The following is a 26,448-nucleotide window of genomic DNA, read 5'->3' as shown; positions in this document are numbered from 1 at the left end:
CCGGATCAACGGTAAATGTGATTTAGAAAGGCTCAGAAAATTGTTCTGCATAATATTCAAAGTTAAATAATAGATTGAATTGAAAAACGGAACTTAAGGCATTGGAAAATTGGTCGGTAATATCAACCATTTCTAATAGCGTTAATTCATCCTTTGCCATTGCCTTTAATGCCTTTACAGGAATTCGAAGTTCAGCATTATTCTGAGTAAGAAATATATATTTATCATTGCCGAGCTGTTTTAGAATGTCTGGGAAAAGTGACATGTTTCTCGCATTTTTTAATACTAAATTCCCTTGTTGGTCACTTAATTCCTTCACCTTGTCAGAATTCCAGATGGTATAATAAACATCATCAGTAACAGTTGGTTCTGTGGATTCAGGTTCACCAGCCTCGTAATTTGGTGCTTTTTCATCATTATCACCGGGCAGATTTTCTCCCTCTGGTAATTCGAATAAACCATATCCACCTAAATGATCGACCTGTACGGTAACTTCACCTGTTTCCTTATTGATGTTAAGTTCCTGGTTCGGGTTGTTCACTATATTTCCGTCAATATCTAAATGGCGCAGGATGATTTGATCCCAATTTGTCACCTCATCGGGATTTATGTTAAACGTTATCGTTATTGGCCCATCACTGCTCTCCATATAATCCCAATTTTCGTAGTCGAGAATATCAAAGGTGTAAAATGGAGTCAAAGCATTCTCCATGACCTCCTCACCCAAATAGTAACTTATATCGGATAAAAAGAATTCAACTAATTCCGTATTAGATAAAAATCCTTCAATGGAATTTAATTCTACAGAAAAATATGTACTCGCGTGATTAAATATTAGATAATTGCTCATATTATGCGAGAGTAATAGATTGGTAGGGAAAATGGCACTTTTTAAATCATATACGACAATATCGCCATTTTCACCGATGTAACTGTGGATATTGATTTCGTTAAACTCATAGAAGTTGTAAACATCCCCAGTTACGGAATCGTAAACATGATATGTAACCGCATCATAAACATCATCAGTTACACTGTCATCTTCATAAACCTCATAAGGAACCGAGTCTGTATCATAAACATCCCCGTCCACCGTTTCTTCATAGACTGCACTACGGACAGAACCATCACTGTCTTCGGTGTAAACATCATCCCGAACATTTTCATCATCATTGTACCCTCCCGCAACTGTTAAAGAGCTACCAAAGGGAAGTATCAGCAGGACAAATGCAGCTAAACCGCTGATAAAAGACAAATTAAAATCCTTCATTTTCCCATCTCCTTTATTGTCAAAAACAGTAACTTTTTACATAACACCACCTTCCCGAATAGTAAAAAAGTCTCAGGTGTATTATCTTACATACCTTTATTATCATCAACCAAATATTGGAAATGAAGAGGCTTTTCAAAAAGTAGGGATAAAGATTTTAATAGGAACTGTTTCGACTATGTACCACAGCGTCCTGAAAAAGAAAATCACTTTACTTCAGTCCTTTGAGCCTCCGTTAATATTCCTTTTCCTGTTTTTATGGATAATGACAAAAGTCAGCGATCCCCGAAAAGCCCAGGAAGCGGAATTGTATTGGTCTCGAACTTCCTGGTTCCTCTTATCCTCCTCTTTGAACAAGCCTTTCAATGAAAAATTATTCCTCAAAACAGTCCAATCTATTTGCTCAGCAAATTCAATGTCTCGGCAATTTTGGCGTGTATTTGCTCCGTTATGTGGAAATCTCTGCTATTATGTGCTTTGCCAATAGGGTTTTCCTCAAATTGGTCAAACGTTTGTACTAATTTTTCATAAATAATTAATGCCTCTTGAGCGTAAGTCGTGTTCTCCTGTTTTACTGCCAAATCTACTAAAGTAGTAATCGTTGTTTCATAGATGGTAGAATCAAATGGATCCACTTCCAAAGCATCCAAATATAATGGGATTGCCTTCTCTATTTCTCCAATCCTCTCCAGCATGACACCCGCCCGATAGAGGACAAGCGAATTATTTGGTTCAAGCTGTGATACATTCTTGCTGATTTCCTCGACTTTTGGGTGATAAGACGCCGTTTGTTTATGCTCGGAAAGTTGAATATAGACATCTCCTAGGGCAAGCATGTATGAAAATTGATAAGGATTCCTGTTCACCGCTTCTTCTAATAGGACTTCCTTTTCCTCAAGTACATTGGAATGTATTGCTTTTTGGTAAGCCTGTTCTGCGTGCATAAACTGATAGGAAAAGAAACTTGCAACCATGATGATGGCTGCGAAGGCAAACAGTCCAAGCTTTGTATATAGTTTTAATGGTGTAGCTGTTTTCGTTTGTCCGGTAGGCGTAAGCCCCATCACGAGCAGCCAGCAAATCATAAACCAAATGGCTCCGTAAGATAGATTAAAGTCAATAAAACTGTGCAGGGAAATCACTAGGCTAGCAATGAACACGGCTATAAGCGATATTGGATTCGATTTTGGTTGATAGTTTTTCCAGATGCGATAATAGAGTGTTCCAAATATAGTGATGAATAGAAGGGTACCCAGCCAACCGATGTCAATGACGAGCTCCAAATATTCATTATGCACTTTATTTGCCTGGTATGGCAGCTGCTGATATTTCTTATAAACAGACTCCCATGCATCGCCACCAAATCCAATAACTGGAGAATCCTTACTCATGTTGATAGCATCTTCCATCATGATGATCCGCTCTCTTGCTGTTGCACTCTCGTTAATACTAGTAATCCGCTCTTGAATGGAAGCCGGAAGTTGTTGATAGACTTGACCCTCAAATCCAATATCAAGAAGTAATAAGACTGCGGCCATGAGAATCACTGCTGGCCCTATAAATTTATTTTTACTGTCCAGTTTAATAATCAAGCTATTTAGTTTTTGGTTATTTTCAATGAACCAAACAAGACCAGTTGTTAACAGACATAAAATGAATAGAATGATTGCGTTTCTTAATGGGGCATCCGATTGTAAGAATAGAATCATCATCAGTGCTCCTACTACGGAGAAGACGGTGTAACCTACATATTTCACTTGGCTGGATGGCCTCAGTAATAATAACCCAACAAACCAAGCCACAGGGAAAACGAAATACATCCCACGTGAATAAGACTCGATAAATCCAATAAAAAATAGAATAAGTGGTGCAGCATAAAGAATGATAGATAAATAACTTACATTTCCCCGAAGCAGCATGATTAATGAGAAGAGGTAAAATACAATCATGACCATCCCAAATGTATTTGGATATTGGAAAACTCCCGCAAAGCGGTTGAAAATAAATGCGTTAGGAAATTCCAACCAGCCGAATTCATTCAACATCATATGTACGGCAATCCAAATAGAGGTTATTTGGAACAAGATAGGCAGCAGCTTTTTCAGGTTTCGGTCTTTAAGTACTGCCCAGTAAAGCAGAAAAAAGAAAGCAATATAACTTGTCCACCGCAACACCGAATCCCATGCACCTTGGGGATTTTCTGCATTGAACAGGGAAATAAGAAACATTACTGGTACTAAGCAAGCAAACCAAATAGGCTTCAGTGTATGCAATTCCTTTTTTATTACAAGGGTAATAAATAGCATCATAAATAACACGAAAATAACGAGTTGTACCCCATAAAAGTCCGTATCAAAATACAGCCCTCTATGATAGGGTGATAGAATCAAAATAAAAGCTAAGAAAATAAAAATAAACCAGTTCATGGTGCTGCCTCCGAATCTCGTTGTTAATAAGAACATTATACATGAAATGGATAGTAAAATGGAAAGCATGGCGACGGTTCTTCTTTTTCTTACAAAGGGAATACAGACTGGGTGGGATCCACCTGCCTGCGGGTGAATGCTGAAATAATGGAATGAAACTGAATTAATAGAAGGAAGGCTGAATTAATGGAACGAAGGCTGAATTAATGGAATGAAAGCTGAAATAATGGAATGAGAGCTAAAAAACAGAAGCGAAAGCTGAAAAAAGAGGGAAAATGCTCCATAAAAGATAAAACATCAACCCACCAAATCAACGATAAAAAAAGACGGCGCTCTCCCTTCCTAAAATCATGAAGGAGAACACCATCTCTATGGTAATTGCTGTATTTCCGTGTGATCGTCCTTTTCCAACTCGTCATTCTCTAAACGATCATCAGGCCCGAAAACGGCTCCGATAATCGCGCCAATAAGATACCCAGTAGAAGCGCCAGGAGAGCCAGCGACCTTATTACCTAAGTAACTACCGTATGCAGCACCATTCTCTGCGCCTTTTCGAGAGCAACCGATTTCAATAGAATCGTCACCACTGCGAATAATGCTTTGTAAATGATCCATATCCTACATCCTCTCTACTTCCTCTATAATGTTATTACCAATTTTAAGAGAAAACATACCAAATTATTTTCATAGGTTACTTGTTGTGTGGCATTGGCTATCAATAGTTAATGATATAAACGGATAAGTAGTTCCGAAATATAGAAGCAAGACCGTCCCATCCGATGCTTCCTCTCTTGACATACAACAGTTATACATCTAAAATAACTATTAATATTATTTGTTTGAAAATTTACGGAATATAAATACTCGCATCCATGTTACAGCAGCTTAGAATTGATAGATGAACTTCTTTTTCAATAATGCGTAGTTAATTTTTCAAAGCGCCTTGTAACACTTGTTGCAAGGCACTTTGTGGTGTTTAATACTTTAGGGTATAAAATATTAGCCATGAAGTGGATTCTAAAATTTTAATGTCCAAAGTATAACAAAAACTATTCGCTTAAAGACGAGAGAATGCGAGTTTTACTAAAAAGTACATCTTAAGGAGGAATTATATATAATGGATAAATTATACGAGGGGTTAGACGAGATTTGTGAGGAAATCGTAGAAATACGCCGCTATTTACACCAAAATCCCGAGCTATCTTTTCAGGAAGAAAATACGGCTAAATATATTGCGGAATATCATGAGAAGTTAGGACATGAGGTGAAAACCAAGGTAGGCGGTAATGGTGTTGTTGCTTATTTAAAAGGAGACAAGCCTGGTCCAACCGTGGCAATGCGTGCGGACTTTGATGCACTGCCAATCAAGGAAGAAACCGACCTTCCATTCCGTTCCCAAAATGAAGGAGTCATGCATGCATGTGGTCATGATGGGCATACGGCAACACTATTAGGTTTGGCGAAAGTATTAAATAGAATGAAAGAAGATGTACAAGGGACCGTAGTTTTCATTCATCAGCATGCAGAAGAAGTGATTCCTGGCGGTGCGAAGTCGATGATAGAAGCCGGATGCTTGGATGGGGTGGACGTTATATTTGGTACGCATCTTCAAGCACAGGTCCCAGTCGGGGAAGTGAATTATCGTGTTGGACCATTACAGGCGTCAGCTGATTTCTTTGATATTAAAATTCAAGGAAAGGGTGGTCATGGTGCCTATCCTCATCAAACGAAAGATAGCATCGTTATTGGAAGTCAACTCGTCAATAATTTACAGCAAATTGTCAGCCGAAAAGTGGATCCGCTAGAATCTGCTGTCGTGTCCATTGGTTCATTTGAAGCAATTAACGCAAATAACGTTATTGCGGATACAGCTGTTTTGAAAGGAACCGTCCGCACGTTTAATGAAGAAGTGAGAGATTCGATTGAAGAGGAAATTGGAAAAGTGGTGCAAAATACTTGTCAATTATCCGGGGCGGAAGGTGAGTTGAACTACCGAAGAGGATACCCGTCATTGGTAACCCATAAAGACGAAACAGAATTTGTAGCGGAACTGGCAAAGGATGTTCCAGGAGTGGACGTTGTTGCCGAATCCCCTCAAGTGATGGGTGGGGAAGACTACTCGTATTATTTGCAGCATGTTAAAGGAACATTCTTCTTCACGGGAGCAGAAAGTCCTGATGCGGAAGAATCTTATCCGCACCATCATCCGAAATTTGATATTGATGAAAAAGCGTTATTGGTTGCGGCAAAAGTTCTTGGAGCTGCGACACTGAAGTATATGGAAGAGAATAAGTAGGACGTTTTATTACGTTTCAGTTCCATTTCAGAAATGACGTAGAGCAGATGAATTTTGATGGATGGGACGTACATTTAAATTGAACATTCCACATTTTGATAATAGATGATTAACTGGTTATTATTCCTTTAAGTAAAAACTTCAAAGTTAAGTGGTTGGCCGCTCTGGATGTGCGTGGTTTATATTGCTAAGGCTGAGTGTTACTGCACTCGGCCTTATTTTAGTTTTAATGGAGAGGTTCTAGGTGCCCGAGTGAACTCAAGAATCATGTAAAAGGTCACGTAGAAAGGTTCTAAGTGCCCGAACGAGCTCGAGAATCAATCAAAAGGTCAGGTAGAAAGGTTCTAAGTGCCCGAACGAGCTCGAGAATCAATCAAAAGGTCAGGTAGAAAGGTTCTAAGTGCCCGAACGAGCTTCAGAATTAATCAAAAGGTCAGGTAGAAAGGTTCTAAGTGCCCGAACGAGCTTCAGAATTAATTAAAAGGTCAGGTAGAAAGGTTCTTGGTTCCCAAACGAACTTCAGAATCAATCAAAAGGTCACGTAGAAAGGTTCTAGTTTCCCGAACGAGCTCAGGAATCATCCAAAAGTTCCTGTAGATGCCCAGGCATGATTCCGAACCTTTTCTAGAGGACGTCTCCACAATTTATAAGCACAGTATTGGATCAATACCGTGCTTCAATAGTCGCAAACTGGCTTCCTCATACTTCTCGAAAATGGGCTTGAAAAATAAAGCGCTTTTATTTATAATATGATTAATTAATCAGTTAATTTGTTTCCCGAACAAACTAACTTAAACTTATTATCTATTAATCTTGAAATTTTTTTTGAGATTAAAGAAAACGGTTTCTGAGTAGTGAGGATATGTAATTGTCTGCTGAACTGCACTACAATGTTGGTCGTGTGTTCTATTAGTGTTAGAAGTATGAGAAGTGGCAGTTCAGCACCATTTTTGGAAGGGTTTGAAAACGTTTTAATTATTTATTTTGGGGAGGTAATGTTTATGTCAACAGCAGCAACAGAAAGCAACACATTATATAATTCTGCCAAGACATGGCAAATAGGTTTATTTGCATTAAATAATACCGCGACCAACTTATATTTATTTATTATCGGTTTTGTATCCTACTACGCTACAGGAATTGCAGGTCTGACGGTTGTGGCAGTCAGTGCCGTCATCGGTCTGAGCCGGGTTTTTGATGCGGTTACAGACCCAATTATTGGATTTATCATTGATAAAACGGAATCCAGGTTTGGTAAATTCCGACCTATGATGATTATTGGAAACGTTATCCTGGCAGGCTCCGTACTCATTATGTATAACGTTACCCATTTATTGCCGCAAGCATGGCAATTACCATTTTTTATTTTGCTGTATGCTGTTTATATTGTTGGGTATACGTTGCAAACAGCGTGTACGAAAGCAGCACAAACGGTTTTAACGAATGATCCAAAACAGCGTCCGCTATTCAGTGCCTTTGATGCAGCGTATAACATTGGGGTATTTACAGGTGGGCAAGTGTTTGTATCTAACTACTTAGTGGCCAAACACGGTGACTTTACGATGTCTTTATTTACGGAATTAAATATGTATGCGATTGTGTTTGCTGGACTTTTTACTATTTTGGCAACGTTTGCTATTAAAGACAGAGACAGAAAAGAATTCTATGGTTTGGCAGATGCAACTGTAAATACGAGATTCAAAGATTACTGGCCAATTCTTAAAGGAAACAGACCACTTCAAATGCTGGTTATCGCTGCTTCAACCGATAAAATTGCAACGATGGTACTGAGACAACCAGCAGTGTACATTATGTTCTTCGGTATTATGATTGGCGATTATGCGTTAAGTGGAACATTCTCCCTTATTACGATTGTTCCTAGTTTATTAATTACATTTTTAGGGGTTCGAATTGCAACGAAAACAGGTTTGAAAAGTGCCTTAGTTAAAGCAACCTGGGTTGGGTTAATCACTGCAGTTATTTTAACTGTATTCTTTTTACTCGTTAATCCAAGTACGGTTACGTTTGAAAGCTTTGGCATTGCAACAATTGCATTTATTATTTTATATTGTATCTTGCGTGGGATTGAAAGTTTAACACCAGCGATTGTTATTCCGATGATTGCTGATGTATCCGATTACGAAACGTACAAAACAGGAAGATATGTACCGGGTATGATTGGAACGATTTTCTCTTTTATCGATAAAGTTATGTCAGCACTTGCACCGGCTCTAGTTGGTATTGTAGTGGCGATGATCGGGTATCAGAATGAATTTCCGCAATTGGGAGAAGCGCTAACCACTCCACTATTGTTTGCAACACTCATCCTAATGTTTGGAATTCCTATTGTCGGATGGTTTATCTCCTTATTAGCTATGAAATTCTATAACTTAGATGATAAGAAAATGAAAGAAATTCAGGCTACCATCGCAGAAGTGAAGGAAAAAGCGAAAAAAGAAGAACAAGAAGCAAAAGTAGGAGTATAAGTAAGTAGACGGCGGTTCCCATTTTCCGTTTTGTGAGGGGGAACCGTCTTTTCGCTTTAAATGGACGTTATGAAACGAGTGGGCGATTCTTTTCTTATAAGTAAGTTTATGTTGAAGGGGGGGGAATCGTCTATTTATTTGCAACGGAATACAACATTGCCACCTTCGTCTATTATGTAAAAAATTAAGGACAGGGTGTTGATTCAATGAAGCAGAAAAACAACCACGACCAACATTTCATTATTTATCAATCCCGACTAAACTGATATAATTAATATTGTATATGATTCACAGCAAAAGGGGGGATTTGGAGTGAATATCGAAAATATGAAAGCGTTTGTGTTTGTTAATCATTTTGGGAGTATTAACAAAGCAGTAAAGGCACTGTTTTTGTCTCAGCCATCGGTAACATCGCGTATTCAGTCTTTAGAGCGTGAATTATGGAGTCCGCCATGTACCAGTCGTTGAAATTGGTCAGGGAAATGCCTATGAAGCGGTCACAGAGGTTGGCATCGAACACCTTGAAGAAGCACTGAAAAAGTATTAAGAATACATGTATCACTACCTGCCATATGTGGTGGGAGTGATGCATTTTACACGTCGCTGGGAAAGAAAGTCAATCAATTTAGGAAAGATTTTAAAGTAGCAAGTACAGAGATATTTGCTAAAGGTCGAGGAGAATGTCGTTCTTTTGAGGATGTTCAAATTTTTGGTGAAAAGGAAGAATAAGAGTAGTGCCATCTGACTGAGAACGACTTAGTCTAAAAATCTACTAACTACTATCGTGTGGCGGGCTGCTTTAGAAGCATATCTACAGAAGGGAAAGTTAGAAATATAAGTGTCAGCCCCATCTGTGAAAGCTCGGTTCGCGGGAACTCACTTCATTATTATTTCTTCTACCTGAGCACGCGTGTTAATGAAAAAATTAAAAAAGAGAGGGTTATTTCTTATGAGTGATATTGTGATTGTCTCCGGCAGTCCATCTTCTTCCTCCAGGTCGGAGCGGGTATTATACCATTTAGGGTCATTGGCTGAACAGAAAGATTTGTCCGTAAAGCATATTTCCGTTAAAGATGTGGATGCGGAGGATTTGCTTTTTGGAAATTTTAATAGTCCTGAAATAAAAGAGATTGCAAGAAAATTGGAACAGGCCAAAGGTGTCATCGTTGGAACTCCTGTATACAAAGCATCCTATTCGGGCGTAATAAAGGCTTTATTCGATATTCTTCCTCAAGATATTTTGAAAAATACTCCTGTACTCCCACTGATGACTGGTGGAAGTCCGTCCCATCTCTTAGCCATCGAATATGCACTAAAGCCATTATTAGCATCTTTAAAAGGTCAAAACTTAAAGGGACTATATTTCCTGGATAGCCAGTTGGATAAAACAAAGGAAAACCCAATCATAGATGAGGATATTTTAGACAGAACGACAAAGCAGCTTGATTATTTTATAGAGAAAGTAAAGCAGGGTGACGGTTCTTTTGCTTCCTTCTTGTAGTCGGAAAAAAGGTTTCATTTAAGTACTTAAGGTTGGATAACGGAATTTCTTTTTGAAAAATATCAGAAAAACATGTATTGTGTTTTCCTGATATTTTTTTTATGTGGATTGAATGGGAAGTGGATGGAGCGAGAACTCGTAGCATTTTAGTGTTTCGTTAGGGAACGAATATAAAATTTTTAGGACTCATTATCTTAAAGGGTGCCACCGCTCCATGCTTTCTTTCATATATACCTTTCTAAATTCATATATTGATAAAGAATTATATATGAAAGGGGATAGATGAATGATTCCATTTCCCACCGTGTATTTTAATCCGCCTGTTATAGAAGCAACAAGTGTAAGTTACCCGACAATCAGTCCCAAGGCGGTTATTGGAACAGATACAATGATTATTGGAAATATTACGATTTCTGACGATGTGTTCATCGGATTTAAGAATTTATTGCGTGCCGATTCAGGTTACCCTTATTATGTTGGACCGTACACAAATATTCAGGATAATGTATTGATGCATGTACATCCAGGAAGAGAGCATGTCGAAGTGGATGGGAGAAAATGGGGTGTTTACCTGGAAGGTGAGAATAGTGTTCTACATCATGCTTGTGTACATGGGCCGCTGTACATAGGCCGTAATACTTTTGTAGGCCAGCAAGCCAATATTTACGATGCTGTCATAGGCCGGAACTGTGTGATCATGCATGGGGCCACCATTACGAATGGAGTGGAAATTGCAGACAATCGCTTCGTTGCACCTGGTCAATCGGTATGGAAGCAGGAAGATGCCGATAAGCTGCCAACTGTTCCAGAAGAGCATAAAAATTTAAATCAGGAAATTGTCGATCACTACTATCGCCTAGGAAAATCGTATTATCAGCATACTCCACTTGCTTTTTCCTTTTAGAAACAGGGAGTTTTTTCCGCTGTGTCAAGCATGGGGCGCTTCTCCTGCTTCCTTCCTTTTCAGGAGAAGTGGAGGAATGTCCCTGTTCTTCTACTATCCCCCATATGTATCGACAGTCATGAATTGGGTTATTCCTCATTTCCTGGGAAATATCGACAAACTCCCTGCTTTTATTCCCCGTCATTCATCATTCCAGCTTCTATGTCTATGTCATAAATTGCCAATATCAGTGGTTATCCGTTACGATAGAAATAAGAGGTAAAAGGAAAGAGGAGGTTTTTTCTAATGAAGATGGCATTTATCTCAGATATTCATGGAAATGCAACTGCCCTTAAGTCAGTGTTGGAGGATATAGAAAAGAAGAATGTGGACAAGATTGCCGTTCTTGGTGATATTTGTTTTCGGGGGCCTGAACCGAAACGTGCTCTTGATATGGTACGGTCTTTAGATGCTGCTGTGATTAAAGGGAATGCAGATGAATGGGTTTGTCGGGGAATCAATGAAGGGGAAGTACCAGAACAGGCGCTTGAGATTATGCGGAAGGAACGGGAATGGACATTTGAACGGCTTACAGAAGAGGATATTCATTATTTATGGAATTTGCCTTTGGAATTAACAGTGAATTTGACAGATGATCTGGAAATTCATGCGTTCCATGCAACACCTAATAGTTTATTTGATGTAGTAAAGCCGCATCAACCGGATGAAGAACTGGCAAACAAATTAATGAATCATCCGACAGCAAATTTGTTCTTTTATGGTCATATTCATCTCCCGTATGCCCGTTACATAAATGGAAAGTGCCTGGCAAATCTGGGCAGTGTTGGGTTGCCGTTTGATGGGATGAATCAGGCATCCTATCTTATTGTGGAAGGAGAAGGAAGCCAATTTCACGTTGGTATCCAAAGAGTACGATATGATGTGGAACAGGTGAAAAAGCAATTAATGGATGTGGGGTATCCTAATCTGGAGTTTTTAATGGGAGTGGTGGAGCGAGGGGCGCTTTAGTGTCATGCTCATTTTTTTTCTGTATGAAGCGCCGTATTTCCATGATGGACTGACTAATTAATTTCTGTACGACCTCCTGATTTGCAGGTATGATAGTTGAAGGAGGTTGATAAAATGGATACGATCATTTTTGACGTCGATGATACATTGTACGATCAGGCAATGTCTTTTAAAAATACATGTAAGCGAATGTTTCAAGAACCATTTACGGAAGAGGAACTAAATCAATTTTACATCATTAGCCGCAAGTATAGTGACGCGTTATTTGATAAATGTGAAGCAGGGCAAATGACAGTAAGGGAAATGCATATCCGCCGAATAAAAGATGCGTGTTCAGAGATGGGGATGACCATTAGCGAGGAAAAGGCATTGGAATTCCAGGAAGCATATGTCGAGGAGCAACAGAAGATTACGTTGTTTGAGGAAGTAGAAGAACTGCTAGGTTCCCTTCGTGAGCAAGGGAAACAGCTTGCGGTTTTGACTAACGGATCAACAGGTCATCAGTCGATGAAAATAAAGCAGCTGAATTTGGCTAAATGGATTCCCGAAGAAAATATGTTTATCTCTGAATCGATAGGCTATGCCAAACCGGCTCCGGAAGCTTTTCATATTCTTGAAAATAAACTGGATTTGGATAAACAGAAAACCGTTTATGTTGGTGATTCCTTTGCAAATGATATCGTTGGGGCCAAGCAAGCTGGCTGGAACGCCATCTGGATGAACCATCGGAGAAGGAAGATGCCGGAGAATTCCTTTAGGCCGGATAAAGAGGTACATAGTGCTAAAGAGCTTGTGGAAGTGTTCGAGAAGGATGTTTTGGTGGAGCGAAAGCTGAATTAATGGAACGAATGCTGAATTCATGAAGCGAAAGCTGAATTCATGGAGCGAAAGCTGAATTCATGGAGCGAAAGCTGAATTCATGGAGCGAAAGCTGAATTATTGGAATGAAAGCTGAATTATTGGAATGAAAGCAAGAATTATTGGAATGAAAGCTGAATTATTGGAATGAAAGCTGAATTATTGGAATGAAAGCTGAATTATTGGAATGAAAGCTGAATTATTGGAATGAAAGCTGAATTATTGGAATGAAAGCTGAATTATTGGAATGAAAGCTGAATTATTGGAATGAAAGCTGAATTATTGGAATGAAAGCTGAATTATTGGAATGAAAGCTGAATTATTGGAATGAAAGCTGAATTATTGGAATGAAAGCTGAATTATTGGAATGAAAGCTGAAATATTGGAATGAAAGCTGAATTATTGGAATGAAAGCTGAAATATTGGAATGAAAGCTGAATTATTGGAATGAAAGCTGAATTCTTGGAATGAAAGCTGAATTCTTGGAATGAAAGCTGAATTACTGGAACGAAGGCTAAATTCTTGGAGCGAAAGCTGAATTCCCAAAACGAAGGCTCAATTCCCGGAGACAAAGTACAAGAAATAATCTGAAGCACAATCGGTCACGTAGAACCTCTACGTGACCGATTGTGACTAAATATCATGCATTTGGACATGCAGAACCGTTCAAATGCATTACCTTACTGCCAAATTTCAATTAACTTTGTAGTGCTTTCTTTCAGTTCAGTATATGCTGTATCAGAAATGCTCTCTTTTTCTTTTTGCTGTTCCAGTTTGTCGTCAAATAATTCAAGATGATGGATTACTTTTTCGGCGTCATCTTTTTCCTCAAATTTCTCCACGGAATCTAAGATTGCCTGTAACGAACTGGCTGCTCCATGATTAGCGAACTCTCCATCTTCCTCAAAGCGGTCAATGCCTTCTTTCATATATTTACCACTTACATAGGACAGTCCAAATCCTAGTGCATATTCATCACCAACAGCATTTACATAGCCATAATCGAAGTTTTCAGCATAGCCTGGGATATCTGATGCATTATTTTCCACTGCTTCCATGTCGGCTGGTACGGTATAAGGCATCTTACCTGTTGGATTAAAATTACCGCGAATCACATCAACTATCGCATCTGGAGTTGTATTAAAGGTTGCCAATACAGCATCTGCGCCAGGTTCAATTTCATCGATAAGCCATGGATTTGTCATATTAACGACTAAAATATTCGTATCTACTGTTTCTTGAATTTCAAGAATGCGCTCGGAATCAATTCCTGTGTCTGCATCTTTCTTCAGTTCCACAGATGGTGGATCATCCTCAGTGTCATCAGCTCTCCAGCTTAAGGATGGCATCACCGAAATCAGTGCATAGGTAGCCTCTTCTGGTGAGTTTACGATTTCAATCGATGGGTCTGCCAGTGCAATGGATGTAGCCAAGCCTTCACTCGCTTCAGCTGCATCTTCTTCATCCTTTTCAAAAACTTCTACATAAAGCTTCATATCGTCCACTTCATTATCTGTTATTGGCAGCACTGGAGTGTTCGTTTCCCGCCCGTTGCGTAGTAGTACAATCGATTTGCGATGTGCTTCATCAGCAAGTGCTTGTGAGTCAGGTTCATCCGCGATTTGCTGTGCTAGCTCTGGATCTACGTAAGGGTTTTCAAAAAGTCCCAATTCAAACATTTCCGTTAGTAAGAAAGAAATCGAGTGATCAATAGCAGATTCTTCTACTAGCCCTGTATGAATCGCTTCAAGTAATGGCTCGACATCTGTACCACCGGAAAAAAGGTTCGTTCCAGCTGTGATTGCTTTTGCATAGCGTTCTGGCTCTGTCAAATGCTCAACACCCCAAGGGCGATCGCCATCAGAAATTATTCCGGTATCCGAGTTAACATAGCCTACGAAACCTAATTCATCACGGAGAAGGCCTTGAAGCATACCTTCATTATAGGCAAAGGCAACTTCCTCGAATTGCTGGTCCTCGGAATACCATAGATGATCCGGAAGTTGAATAGCACTTGGTTCATTCACTGGCATCGCATAATATGGCATGATGGATGTTGTACCAGCCTCTACTGCAGCTATAAACGGTGGGAGGTGATAATCATATAGACTTCCCTCTGTTGGGTATTCGTTCGTTTTTCCCCATTCGTGATGTGGATCGGTTCCATCCAAGCGAGGACCACCACCAGCAAAGTGCTTAATGGTTAAAGAAACACTGTTTTCACCTAATTCCTCACCTTGAAATCCTTCTACAATAGAAGCAATCATATCGGAAACAAGTTCTGGATCTTCCCCAAAGGTACCATCAGTACAGGTCCAGCGCGGTTCGGTAAGTAAATCAGCCATGTAACCATAGAGTATGCATTCCCGTAGCTCGCCATTCTTTGGCTGCGATCTCAGCAAATTCTTTGACCAGTTCCGGATCTTGTGTTGCAGCTAATCCAAGTTCACCAGGCCAAGTGGACAGTTGGCCTCCCGCCTCAGCGTGACCATATGTTTGATTCGGATTCACATGGTTGCGCGGATTAGACGTCATGATAACTGGTATTCCCAGTCTTGAGGCCTCACCAAGCTCCTGAAATTCATTGTTACGGGCAGCTAAATCCCGTGGTTCCGGATCATCACGAACGATGAAATAGCGTAAATGATCTTCGGTTAGTTTGGTTCGGCTTGATACGTTGCTGAACGTGGAAATAAGCATTAATCCGGCTTTTTCTTCTACAGTCATTTGAGATATAAGATTTTCTACTCGATCCTCTGTCGGTAGTCTCCAGTCTTCATAAGGATCCAATTGGCCATTAGCATTTAAATCCCTAAATTGCTCGCCATCAACCTCGATTATTTCCTTTACTCGTGCATCAACTTCAGGCACTGAAGCTTCACCATTAACCGTTCCTATGAAAGGAGCCACAGATGAAAGAACTAATAAGAAAGAGAATGATACGATAAAAATTTTATTGCGATAATTCGAAGTGTCCATGTTTTTTTTAAAATTGATTTAAAAACTATTGTGCTGATTTTTGAAGCTTTTCCAAAAAAGATTTACACAAATATCACCCCCTTAAAGTCTCCTTATCTATTAAACTATTTCCAAGTTGACTTAGAATAAGAGTATATAAAAATATGCTTGTCCTGGAGGGTATTATCGTTTTACTCTAGTAAATTTTAGAATATGTAATGGATGTGTAAAATACCATCACGGGACTAAATGATAATTTGGATGGCAAACAAAGTATGTAAATCTTATTTGGAAGCGCTTTAAATTTCAATAGTTTTTTTCAGACTTTTTTAAAAATAGTAAAAAAAGAAGCATAAGGAAAAAGCACGAGGACAGTTTTTTGCATCCTTTGAACTATTTTGGAAGCCCAGGAACCATCCCACGTGCTTCTTGGCTTACCCCCACTAAATAAAAATATGGCTTCGAATGTTGTTAATAATTCAAGTGAATGGGAGGAGTATAACATGCTTAAAAAAGCAATGATTTTAACGGCAGTCATCCTCGTTTGTCTACCGTTGTTTGACAAAACCATGGTGGCTGAGGAGTACATCGTTGAGCAAGGAGATACGCTTTTGAAAATTTCTGACCAGTTTGGTACATCGCCAGAAACGATTGTTAATCTGAACAGATTGTATTCCACTAGACTGGAGCCGGGTCAATACCTCGAACTTCCGGATACATACAAGGTGAATGACGGGGAAACCCTTTATAAAATTTCTATGAAACTGGGAGTCTCCTTGTCTGACTTAGTTTTAGCTAATCCAGCCATTTCAAATCCTCATTGGATATATCCGGGACAAGTTATCAACGTGCCCATTAATAATGAGATGCATTTTATGGGGGATACCAGTGAGAAAAGGATTGCCCTAACCTTTGACGATGGACCTGAGGTGACCTATACAACACAAATACTAGAAATATTAAGGGAAAAAGATGTGAAGGCTACCTTTTTTGTTGTAGGAGAAAGGGTCAGGAAATATCCTGAACAATTACGACAGATGTACCAGGATGGACATGCAATTGGCAACCACACTTGGGATCATCCCCACTTGCCAGAGCTCAAAGATCAGGAGTTCATAGAAAACATCCAATCTGCTGCGGAAGAAATTGAGAGAGTAATAGGGGTGAAGCCAACTTTATTCCGACCACCATATGGAGAGATAAAAGAGCGGCGGCTGGAGTGGCTTGAAAAACAAGGTTACCAGACGATTATGTGGACAGCAGATACAAAGGACTGGAGCGAAATTTCTGCGGAAGAGATTGTTTCCAAAGTGATGAAAGAAGCGAATCCGGGAGTCATTGTTTTACAGCATAATTACCATGCTTCCGGGCCATTTGAAACCGTACAAGCATTGCCCCGAATAATTGATGAATTGCGCACACAAGGCTATGAATTTGTTACAGTTTCTGAACTGCTAAATTAGTAAGAAGAGGGACGTTTTCCTGCTACCATCGGACTAATGGGAAGCAAGAAAACCGTCCCTTTGTTTATTCTGTAAAATTAAGCGTTTTCATAGATTCTATTGTTTCACCTCCGTTTCATCAATGTTAAATTTTGTTAATGCTGGAAATTTAGGTTAGGAAATTAGGGTCAATTTAGTGAAATTTCATTGTAATAATTACCAAAATAGTTGGGGGAAGATTTCCTATTTTTGTAGGCATGAAAATCTGCCTAAAAATAAATTTTCATGATTTCAGTAAAACCCTTGAAAATACTAGGAATCTGTCAGAATTCGAGAAAACCAAAACGACATAAATCGACACATTTCGGGAAGTGACAGGCACCCGTTCGGTCATGGGGCGGGGAGACTATTAAGTTTGAAATGTGTTTGTAACAAAATTGGTGGCTGGGTCGTGGGGACTGTTTTTCGTTTCAGCCCTTGTAAAAATGAGGCCCTTATTGGAAGAATATGTAGTAGAAAGTCAAATTTTATTCACTTTAGGAAAGTATTAAGAAAAACGAACACGTTCGCTAGAAATCGAGCGAATGCGAGTTTTTCTAAGAAAGGAGTTCTGTTCTTGGAAATATTTCTGCTGATTTTGTTTTACGTGTGTGTATTTTTTCCGGTCCTTCATCTGCTCCATTGTTTGCCCTGGTTTCGGGTAAAGGGGGAAGATGAAAAGCGTAATCCCGAGCTTGAAAAAGGATTAAGTATTTTAATCCCCTGCTACAATGAAGCAGGCATTATTGAGACGTCTGTGAACAGCATGAAATCATTGTCCTACCAAAATTTTGAGGTGATTTATGTCAATGATGGATCGACCGATGACACGTTTCATTTATTACATCAGTTTCTCAAGCTGGAGCCGTGTTTTAAAACACCCCTTAGTAAATTAAAGCATCAGAAAGTGGAAGGCACATTTCAGTCTAAGCTATATCCAAACATTTATGTGGTGAATAAAGTAAATGGCGGCAAAGCAGATGCATTAAATGCAGGGATAGAATATTCAACGAAGGAACTGGTCGTTACATTGGATGCAGACACGGTATTAACAGAGACAGCATTAGCTGCCATCAATAACAGATTTGATGATGAGGATGTCGTTGCAGCTGGTGGTATGGTCCATGTGCTACAAACGAAAACAGCGAATCCTTTAGAAAACCTTTCCCTATCCAAGACGAATCTTCTTATTGCAGTGCAAATGCTGGATTTTCTAAAAGCATTCTATGTCACCAAAATATCACTGGCTCGTTTTCAAGGGTTAGCAATTATATCTGGGGCATTCGGTATTTTTAAGAAAAACCTGCTTATTGAGGTCGGGGGCTACCGGTCATCTGTAGGGGAAGATATTGATATTACACTGAAAATTCAGCGGCATATATCAAAAAGGAAAAATAAGATGAGGAACAAGAAAATCGTCTTAATTACGGATGCCATCAGTTATACCGAACTCCCCGAAACGTGGAGAGATTTGTTTAAGCAGCGAATTCGTTGGCAGAAGGGATATGTCGATTGTTTGGTTCATTTTCTTCCCTTCCTGTTAAAAACATGGCTGACAAGATCGGTTTCCTTTTTCTATATTGTTGAATCGTTTTTTGTTGCGATTTTAGCAGCATATGTAACAGTAGGACTATTCTTTTACAATGCTGTGACGAATTTTTCCCTTGCTTTAGTCAGCTTTATCGCTCTCTATTTGCTGTATATTATACTATTTAATTTCGTATACAACCTGTTGGCGATGGCCCAGGTGAAGCGATACGGATTTAAGTTTGGAAAAGGGGATTGGTTTCGCTTGTTCATAATGATTGTTTACGATGTTTTCATACACCGCTTTATTACGATGTACTTCGTGATGTATGGTAGTATCGCTTATTTCTTTAACAAAGACTGGAAGAAAGTGAATCGAACAGGCAGAAACTATGAAACTGACATTGCTTCGTAGTTTACAAGATTACAAGAAAACGGACGACCATTTCGAGCTATAGGTGAGGATAATATGAACAAAGATAAATTAAAGAAAATTCTCCTGATTGTCATAACTGCTTTTGGCGTTCTCATTATTGCTTCTGGAAGCTATGCATGGAACGCATTTACATCAGCGATTACGAATATTCAGGAGGAGATTGATGATCAAAAAACGCAAAAACGTCTGGAAAGCATCAATTTGGAAGCGGGCGATCCAATCACAATATTGCTCATGGGTATTGATGAACCTGATGGTGAAGAAGATCCTTATCAACGCTCTGACTCCTTGATATTCGTCACATTAAATCCGCATACCGAGTCAACGCATATGGTAAGTATCCCCCGTGATACATATACGGAAATCGTTGGGTATGGTCAAAAGGATAAAATTAATCATTCCTATGCTTTTGGTGGTACGAAAATGACAATCAATACCGTGGAAGAATTCCTGGGTATTCCGGTGGATTATTATGTCAGAGTGGACATGGATGGTTTTGAAGATATTGTGAATGCACTTGGTGGTATTGAAGTGGAGAACGATTTTGAGTTTTACTATCGAAAGGTGACCTTTGAGGAGGGGCTTTTACATCTTGACGGGTATGAGGCATTGCAATATATACGGATGAGAAAAGATGACCCTCGTGGGGATTTTGGACGCCAGGAAAGGCAGCGTCAAGTCATTCAAGCGATTGTGGATAAAGGAACCTCGATACAGGGATTAACATCATCGCTTTCTAATTTCCAGGGAGTCCTTGAGATTATAGAAGACAACTTCAGAACGAATATGAGCTTACAGAATATGTGGGATATACAAGGGAATTACCGAGATGCATTGAAAAATGTGGTAGAACATGAAATTCCTGGAGAAGACGGAGAAATGGATGAAACGTATTACTTTATGCCTGATGAAGAGAAGGTAAAAGAGCTTTCTGAGGAATTAAATAAACAGAAACAAACTGTAAACTAGTCTTCAAGTTTTTGAAAAAGTTTGTTTCATAAACAAATATTGTAACCAATGTAATGGATGCTCGTTATTTAGAAAGTAGTTGATACATTCCATGGCAAATTACTTATTTTTAAGAGGGAACCGAAACAAAGGGTTTTTTATTGATATCGCAAATGAACTGATTGAAAAAGGGCATCAATGCTTTCAAATGAAATTTGAGTTAGGGGAACTGTTGTTTAAAAGCAGCATGAATACCATTTATGCTCCATTTCATCTTTCAAAAAGAGAGTACCCGATAACAGATGAAGCACTCCGAAACTTAAAAATTTATAACATCACGTACAAAGAGAGAATTTTAGAAAAGGAGACGACGGAAAAGGAACTAAGGGTTTATAAGCGATATATGTATCTTATTGACAAATACATCGAAGACAATGACATTGATATTATTTGTTTGTTTAATGGTTATCATTGGATTGATCAGGTGTCGAAGGTGATTGCAGAAAAACGTGGACTGAAAACTTATATTTTCGAAGATGGAATTTTTCGGCCATATACGATTACCTGTGATGAGAGGGGAATTAATGCGGATAGCTCTGTTCCTAGATATGCTGCGTTTTATGATTCCCTGGAAATCAATCCGGACAGGATCAATTGTTACTTATTTAAACCGGAAAATGTCGAACTGAAACATCATACGAAAGAGAATTTGTTGTTCGTTGCTTTTATTAAGGCGATTAATATGATTGGGAATTTGTTTCGCCTTAGTCCAAAGCTCTATATCCATATTACATTATGGCAGGCTATTAAATATTTTGTGCATAAAAAAGTCTTTCCATTACGGCGGAACAATAACTTTGAATGGCCTAAGGAGTATATATTTCTTCCATTTCAAGTGGCTAGGGATACACAAATATTATATAACTCCCCAAACATAAAAAATATGGAACAGTTATTGGAGGTGGTGCTTGGGGCAGTAAAAGAACTTAATACCGCTCAAAAACGGGAAGTGAAGATCATCATTAAAGAACATCCGGAAGATATGAGCCGGAATCATTATCGAAAGCTTAAAAAGAGATTTAAGAATAATGACAATGTAATTTTTATTCAAAAATATGACGTGAAACAGCTTATTAGTAAAGCATTAGCTGTGGTAACCATTAATTCGACGGTTGGTATCGAAGCACTTGCTCAGTATAAACGCGTGATTACACTAGGAGAAGCTGCTTACAATATCGATGGAGTTGCAACAAAATGCGATAACCCTAAGATGTTAGGCGATGTTCTGAAGGTTGTACTGGAATTCGAAGTAAATAAGGAGAGAATTACGAAATTCCTTTATTATTTAAGGTTTCATTATCAAATAGAAGGAACGATTAACAGGAGGAATAAAGTGACAGCGGAAAATGTCGCAAAACGAATTACTCCTTCTCCTGAAGGGAATCTTTTACATGAATTATCAAAATGATGGTTTGTTTTTCCAAAGCAATGAATATTAAGTTGTTATGAAAAAGCGTTGTAACATGCTGCTATAGAAAGTGACTGCCAGAAGTGGAAATTACGTTACGGCACTAATGAAGTCAATTGCAACAAACATACGAGAAAACGAGGTGTTAATAAATGATGAAAGTGATTGGTGTTATTCCTGCAAGGTATGGATCTTCACGGTTTCCTGGTAAACCATTGGCCCCGATTCATGGAAAGCCAATGATTCAAAGAGTGTATGAGCAAGTATCTCAAAGTAAAGCACTTGATAAGGTGGTAGTTGCAACCGATCATGAAGAGATTATGGAGACAGTAATAGGATTCGGAGGCAATGCAGTTATGACAAGCACCGAGCATGAGACAGGCTCAGACCGGATTGCGGAAGTGACCAAGAAGGTGGATGGAGATTTCTATATCAATATTCAGGGTGATGAACCATTAATTCGCCATGAGTTAATTGATGCACTTGTAGAAGCAGCGAAGGAGGACCCGAATGCAGTTGTCACAGCTAAAACAGCTATTACAAATCCAGAAGATATCGTGGATCCGAATGTAGTAAAAGTGGTGACGAACAATATTGGATTTGCCAGATACTTTTCCCGGTCGCCAATCCCATACAACCGGGCCAAAAAAGAAACAACCTATTACAAGCATCTTGGGATTTATGGGTACCCAAAAACAGTAATCAACGAATTTGTTCAACTGCCATCTTCTCAGCTGGAGGGTATCGAAGTATTGGAGCAGCTCCGCCTATTGGATAATGGCTATTCCATTCGAGTAGTGGAAACAACCTATGATGCAGTTGGCGTTGACACACCAGAAGATATTGAAAAAGTAGAAAAAATACTAGGAGGAGTACAGCATGTCTAAAACAGTATCATTAAACGAAACAATCACATTTGGGGGAAACAACCCGTTTGTCTTAATTGCGGGACCTTGCGTAATCGAAAGTGAAGCACTCATTATGGAAACCGCAAAACAGTTAAAGGAAATAACCAGTAAGCTTGGCATTCCATTTATTTTCAAGGCTTCCTATGATAAAGCAAATCGTTCCTCCATCCATTCCTTCAGAGGGCCGGGAATTGAGGAAGGGCTGGATATTTTACAAAAGGTGAAAGAACGTTTTGATGTTCCTGTTACATCGGACATTCATGAGCCCTCACAGGCGGAAAGGGTTGCAGAGGTATTGGATATTATCCAAATTCCTGCATTTTTATGTCGCCAAACGGATTTACTGGTTGCAGCAGCAAAAACAGGAAAGGTCGTTAATGTGAAAAAGGGCCAATTCCTCGCACCTTGGGACATGAAAAATGTGGTTCATAAACTGAAGGAATCAGAAAACGAAAATATCTTACTAACCGAACGTGGTTCCACATTTGGATACAATAATTTGGTTGTCGACATGCGCTCCCTCCTTGAAATGCGTGGATTAGGTGCGCCAGTTGTTTTTGATGCAACCCATAGTGTCCAAATTCCAGGTGGTAATGGAACGTCAACAGGTGGAAAAAGTGAGTATGTACCGTATTTATCCAGAGCAGCGGCAGCGGTTGGTGTAGATGCGATTTTCATGGAGGTGCATCCAAATCCGGAGGAAGCAAAATCAGATGGTCCAAACATGGTGAAGCTAGATGAGCTAGAGGAAGTATTAAAGCCAATTATCGAGATTGATCGTTTGATAAAACAACAATCATAACCGGGAGGGAAATATAATGCAAAATGCAGTAGAAACAAAAGTAGATTATTTAAGCAGTGTGAAGGAAGTATTGGCAAAGGAAGCAAACGCAATTCTGGAGCTCAAGGATATGGTTGGGCCATCTATTGAAGAAGCCATTTGCACGATTCTGTCATGCGAGGGCAGAGTTATTATTACTGGCATTGGAAAATCAGGCATTATTGGCAGAAAAATCAATGCAACGATGGCTAGTACAGGTACACCTTCTTTATTTCTGCATCCATCAGAAGGCTTGCATGGCGACTTGGGAATGGTTACAAACGATGATGTTATTCTTGCTATTTCAAATAGTGGGGAGTCAGAGGAAGTGCTTCAGCTGCTGCCATCGATTAAGAAAATTGGATCCAAGTTAATTTCCATCACGAAAAATCCGCATTCTACTTTAGGAGTAAAATCAGATATTGTGCTTTGTATCGGAAATGTGCAGGAAGCATGTCCTTTAGGTTTAGCTCCTACATCAAGTACTACTGTAACCCTTGCTTTAGGTGATGCGATGGCGATTGCTTTATTGGAAGCAAGAGGTTTTCAAAAAGAAGATTTTGCATTATTTCACCCTGCTGGTTCGTTAGGAAGAAAATTATTGCTAACCGTGAACGATGTGATGGAGTCGACTGGCTATAATCCAGTTGTCTATGAAACAGCTACCGTAAAGGATGCGCTTTTTCAAATGACTGCCCAGGGAATAGGTGGGGTTTCCATTGTGAGTGAGGAAGGGAAGCTTGTCGGTATCCTTACAGATGGGGATATTCGCCGTGCACTGGCGGTATCGAATAAGGTGTTTGATAAGTATGTTGCCGAGCTATTCAGTCCATCCCCTATTTATATTCGACAAGGGGCATTGGCCAAGGATGCTATCTTGCTGATGGAGAATAATCAGGTAAACGTACTGCCGGTAGTTGATCTTGCCCATCGTCCGGTTGCGATGATTCAGGTTCGTGACTTGATGAACTTAGGTTTATAAGGAGGTTTGGAATGAATATTAAACTAATCGTATTCGATGTGGATGGTGTGTTAACGGACGGAAGATTATGGATTGGTTCTGATGGTCAAGAGTACAAAGCCTTTCATACACAAGATGGGATGGCCATAAGTCTAGTCCATTATGCCGGAATTAAAACGGCAATTATTACCGGCAGAAGATCAACTGCCGTAACGAAGCGGGCAAAGGAATTAAAGATAAATTATATCCATCAGGGTATTGATAATAAAAGGAAGATTCTCTGGAATATGATAGAGGATTTGGAAATCAGTCAAGAGCAAATTTGCTATATCGGTGATGACATCAATGACCTTCCAGTTATGAAATCTGTTGGCTTTCCCTGTGCACCGAACAATGCGGTGTCCACCGTGAAAGAACACGCAAAGTATATAGCGAAAGCAAACGGAGGAGAAGGAGCAGTCCGGGAAATCCTAGACCATATTCTGTCTACTCAGGAAGATTATGAGGAATTGATCGAAGGATATTTAGCAGGGAGAGTAAGAGTGATCCAATAATTTATTTTACACGGTTTTAATAGTCGCGTTGATATAAAGTGACGACATAGTGCAGGGCACCACCCGATTCCGCTCCGGGCAGTCGCTTTCCGTGGGCAACGCTTCAGCCTCCTCGGAAGAAAACCACTTCCTGCGGGGTCTTCAGCCGTTGCTTTTCCCGCAGGATTCGACTACCCTCCGCTACAATCAACCAGCTTAGTAGTGGTTAGCTATGTAAAGAATTTATTTTGCCTTGTCAATGCTGGGAAAATAAAAGCACAAAACCAGCGTAGTGTATTTCAGGAGCGGTTAAAACGCACCAACTAGCAGACTATCATTTCAAGTTGCGTCGGACTATACAGATTTTCGCGTCAGTAACAGGCTTTTAATTTTAAGGAAGAGGAGTGGGGCTAGTGAATTGCCCAATTTGCGAAAAGCATGAAAATCTATCAGAACCTATCTATGAAACTGAAAATTGGGTGATTTCACATGGCCCATTGGCTTCTCAACTTTTAGGTTATATGTATGTGGAGCCAAAAAGACATGTGGAGGATTGGGCCCAATTTACAGAAGAAGAATTAGTGGAATTAGGTCCGCTCATTAAAAAAATAGAAGCAGCCATTCAAAAGGAACTGTCCGTCGACCGGTTATATATGGTGACCATCAGTGAAGCGGTTCGGCATCTGCACGTACATCTCATACCAAGAGAGGTGGATGGAGATGTAAAGGGCGTTGCCTTAATTGAACAGGCGACACAACAGAAGGGGAAAGCTCATCCTTCTATCACTAAGCTGCAATTGGAGAAGTTTTGCGGTCGACTACGGTTGCAACTCACTAATCGACAGAATCATGATATTACATAATAAGGTGTTTTGATGATGGCTCTAAAGTTTTGGGAAAATAAAGATTTTATAAAAACTCTTTCGAAAAGAGAGATTATATCTAAATATAAACAATCCTTGCTTGGGAAATTATGGATATTAATAGAACCAATGGGACTGATGATTGTTCTGACCATCGTGTTTTCCGTTTTTGTCCGATTGCCTAGTGAAGGGGTACCATATGCAGCATTTTTATTCGTCGCACTACTTCCGTGGTTGTACTTTAATAAGGCTGTTGGTGCCTCGACCAGGATTATTGTGAGCAGTTCCGGTTTAATTAGACAGCGGAATTTTTACCGGCCAGCACTGGTATTAATCAAGCTGTTATCGGAGACGGTCAATTTTGGAATGACATTAATCGGTTTAATCGCTGTTTTGGGCTACTACCATATTGTACCAGGGATAAATGCCTTATACGCGATACCGATTTTATTCGTACAAATTATCATGATGCTCGGTCTCATGTTTCTTTTATCGGCGGCAAATGCGTATGTAAGGGATGTTGGATTGGTAACTCCGATTATTTTGCGATTGGGTCGTTACTTATCTCCGGTGATGTATTCATTCCATTCTATCCCAGCACAGTACCAGCTCATCATGGCATTGAATCCGTTAACGGGAATTTTGGATGGGTACAGACAGGCATTCCTGCATAATCAGCCGCCAAATATGACATTATTACTCTACTCCTTCGTGTTTAGTATCGTCATATTCGTGATTGGATGGATTACATTTAAGAAATTAGAGAAGAATTTTGCGGATGTCGTTTAAGGTTTGA

Annotated in this window: 21 protein-coding genes and 2 pseudogenes; 18 read left to right on the top strand and 5 right to left on the bottom strand. The window is 39.5% G+C overall.

Features of this window, described 5'->3' with window-relative positions; genetic code table 11:
• Nucleotides 1–22 precede the first annotated feature (22 nt).
• The 3 genes from GMJ66_RS15870 to GMJ66_RS15860 form a co-directional block, all read right to left on the bottom strand.
• A complete protein-coding gene (locus GMJ66_RS15870; RefSeq protein ID WP_156291294.1) occupies nucleotides 23–1,270 on the bottom strand; it encodes a hypothetical protein in 1,248 nt (415 codons plus the stop codon).
• Nucleotides 1,271–1,665: 395 nt separating this feature from the next.
• Complete coding sequence (locus GMJ66_RS15865; protein WP_197046734.1) at nucleotides 1,666–3,696, bottom strand: O-antigen ligase family protein; 2,031 nt, start codon at nucleotides 3,694–3,696, stop codon at nucleotides 1,666–1,668.
• A gap of 369 nt (nucleotides 3,697–4,065) precedes the next feature.
• Nucleotides 4,066–4,311, bottom strand: coding sequence for a glycine zipper 2TM domain-containing protein (locus GMJ66_RS15860; protein WP_156291292.1), 246 nt, complete (start codon nucleotides 4,309–4,311; stop codon nucleotides 4,066–4,068).
• Between the two features lie 502 nt (nucleotides 4,312–4,813).
• Here GMJ66_RS15860 and GMJ66_RS15855 point away from each other — a divergent pair.
• From GMJ66_RS15855 to GMJ66_RS15820, 8 genes and pseudogenes are all read left to right on the top strand, one after another.
• Nucleotides 4,814–5,992 (top strand): M20 family metallopeptidase, encoded by a 1,179-nt coding sequence (locus tag GMJ66_RS15855; RefSeq protein ID WP_156291291.1) that lies wholly within the window; start codon nucleotides 4,814–4,816, stop codon nucleotides 5,990–5,992.
• A 1,001-nt stretch (nucleotides 5,993–6,993) separates the two neighbouring features.
• Nucleotides 6,994–8,478, top strand: coding sequence for an MFS transporter (locus tag GMJ66_RS15850; protein ID WP_156291290.1), 1,485 nt, complete (start codon nucleotides 6,994–6,996; stop codon nucleotides 8,476–8,478).
• Nucleotides 8,479–8,790: 312 nt separating this feature from the next.
• Nucleotides 8,791–8,919, top strand: a pseudogene (locus GMJ66_RS15845) (LysR family transcriptional regulator); the annotation flags it as partial.
• Nucleotides 8,918–9,025 (top strand): annotated as a pseudogene (locus tag GMJ66_RS15840) (glutaredoxin family protein); the annotation flags it as partial. The pseudogenes GMJ66_RS15845 and GMJ66_RS15840, both read left to right, overlap by 2 nt.
• A 402-nt stretch (nucleotides 9,026–9,427) precedes the next feature.
• Nucleotides 9,428–9,979, top strand: a complete 552-nt coding sequence (gene ssuE, locus GMJ66_RS15835; RefSeq protein ID WP_156291289.1) for an NADPH-dependent FMN reductase — start codon at nucleotides 9,428–9,430, stop codon at nucleotides 9,977–9,979.
• Between the two features lie 286 nt (nucleotides 9,980–10,265).
• Nucleotides 10,266–10,883, top strand: coding sequence for an LbetaH domain-containing protein (locus GMJ66_RS15830; RefSeq protein WP_156291288.1), 618 nt, complete (start codon nucleotides 10,266–10,268; stop codon nucleotides 10,881–10,883).
• A 285-nt stretch (nucleotides 10,884–11,168) separates the two neighbouring features.
• The gene (locus GMJ66_RS15825; RefSeq protein WP_156291287.1) at nucleotides 11,169–11,891 is read left to right on the top strand and encodes a metallophosphoesterase family protein; all 723 of its coding nucleotides are present in this window, start codon (nucleotides 11,169–11,171) and stop codon (nucleotides 11,889–11,891) included.
• A gap of 114 nt (nucleotides 11,892–12,005) precedes the next feature.
• A complete protein-coding gene (locus GMJ66_RS15820; RefSeq protein ID WP_156291286.1) occupies nucleotides 12,006–12,731 on the top strand; it encodes an HAD family hydrolase in 726 nt (241 codons plus the stop codon).
• Nucleotides 12,732–13,429: 698 nt separating this feature from the next.
• On the opposite strand, the gene GMJ66_RS20945 is transcribed toward GMJ66_RS15820, so the two are convergent.
• Nucleotides 13,430–15,094: a glycoside hydrolase family 3 protein gene (locus tag GMJ66_RS20945; RefSeq protein WP_197046733.1), complete on the bottom strand. Its 1,665-nt coding sequence runs from the start codon at nucleotides 15,092–15,094 to the stop codon at nucleotides 13,430–13,432.
• Entirely contained in the window at nucleotides 15,087–15,620 is a 534-nt protein-coding gene (locus tag GMJ66_RS20940; protein ID WP_197046732.1) for a glycoside hydrolase family 3 protein, read from the bottom strand. The genes GMJ66_RS20945 and GMJ66_RS20940 overlap by 8 nt, the downstream gene beginning before the upstream one ends.
• 590 nt (nucleotides 15,621–16,210) lie before the next feature.
• On the opposite strand from GMJ66_RS20940, the gene GMJ66_RS15810 reads away from it, so the two are divergent.
• From GMJ66_RS15810 to GMJ66_RS15765, 10 genes are all read left to right on the top strand, one after another.
• Nucleotides 16,211–17,170: a polysaccharide deacetylase family protein gene (locus tag GMJ66_RS15810; protein ID WP_197046731.1), complete on the top strand. Its 960-nt coding sequence runs from the start codon at nucleotides 16,211–16,213 to the stop codon at nucleotides 17,168–17,170.
• A gap of 595 nt (nucleotides 17,171–17,765) precedes the next feature.
• The gene (locus GMJ66_RS15805; protein WP_197046730.1) at nucleotides 17,766–19,130 is read left to right on the top strand and encodes a glycosyltransferase family 2 protein; all 1,365 of its coding nucleotides are present in this window, start codon (nucleotides 17,766–17,768) and stop codon (nucleotides 19,128–19,130) included.
• A 54-nt stretch (nucleotides 19,131–19,184) separates the two neighbouring features.
• On the top strand, nucleotides 19,185–20,120 hold the full coding sequence (locus GMJ66_RS15800) for an LCP family glycopolymer transferase (RefSeq protein WP_156291283.1): 936 nt from the start codon (nucleotides 19,185–19,187) through the stop codon (nucleotides 20,118–20,120).
• A gap of 91 nt (nucleotides 20,121–20,211) precedes the next feature.
• Nucleotides 20,212–21,567 carry a capsular polysaccharide export protein, LipB/KpsS family gene (locus GMJ66_RS15795; protein ID WP_156291282.1) on the top strand — a complete coding sequence of 452 codons (1,356 nt, stop codon included), beginning with the start codon at nucleotides 20,212–20,214 and terminating at the stop codon, nucleotides 21,565–21,567.
• A gap of 152 nt (nucleotides 21,568–21,719) precedes the next feature.
• Entirely contained in the window at nucleotides 21,720–22,454 is a 735-nt protein-coding gene (kdsB, locus tag GMJ66_RS15790; RefSeq protein ID WP_231514954.1) for a 3-deoxy-manno-octulosonate cytidylyltransferase, read from the top strand.
• Nucleotides 22,447–23,277, top strand: a complete 831-nt coding sequence (gene kdsA / locus GMJ66_RS15785; protein ID WP_156291281.1) for a 3-deoxy-8-phosphooctulonate synthase — start codon at nucleotides 22,447–22,449, stop codon at nucleotides 23,275–23,277. The genes kdsB and kdsA overlap by 8 nt, the downstream gene beginning before the upstream one ends.
• 16 nt (nucleotides 23,278–23,293) lie before the next feature.
• On the top strand, nucleotides 23,294–24,277 hold the full coding sequence (locus tag GMJ66_RS15780) for a KpsF/GutQ family sugar-phosphate isomerase (protein ID WP_156291280.1): 984 nt from the start codon (nucleotides 23,294–23,296) through the stop codon (nucleotides 24,275–24,277).
• Between the two features lie 11 nt (nucleotides 24,278–24,288).
• Nucleotides 24,289–24,810, top strand: coding sequence for a KdsC family phosphatase (locus GMJ66_RS15775; protein ID WP_156291279.1), 522 nt, complete (start codon nucleotides 24,289–24,291; stop codon nucleotides 24,808–24,810).
• Between the two features lie 392 nt (nucleotides 24,811–25,202).
• Nucleotides 25,203–25,652: an HIT family protein gene (locus tag GMJ66_RS15770; RefSeq protein WP_156291278.1), complete on the top strand. Its 450-nt coding sequence runs from the start codon at nucleotides 25,203–25,205 to the stop codon at nucleotides 25,650–25,652.
• Between the two features lie 15 nt (nucleotides 25,653–25,667).
• Nucleotides 25,668–26,441 (top strand): ABC transporter permease, encoded by a 774-nt coding sequence (locus GMJ66_RS15765; protein ID WP_231514953.1) that lies wholly within the window; start codon nucleotides 25,668–25,670, stop codon nucleotides 26,439–26,441.
• Nucleotides 26,442–26,448 lie beyond the last annotated feature (7 nt).

Source organism: Oceanobacillus salinisoli, assembly GCF_009733865.1.
Taxonomy (GTDB): Bacteria; Bacillota; Bacilli; order Bacillales; family Amphibacillaceae; genus Oceanobacillus; species Oceanobacillus salinisoli.
This window is presented reverse-complemented; position numbering and strand designations above follow the sequence as displayed.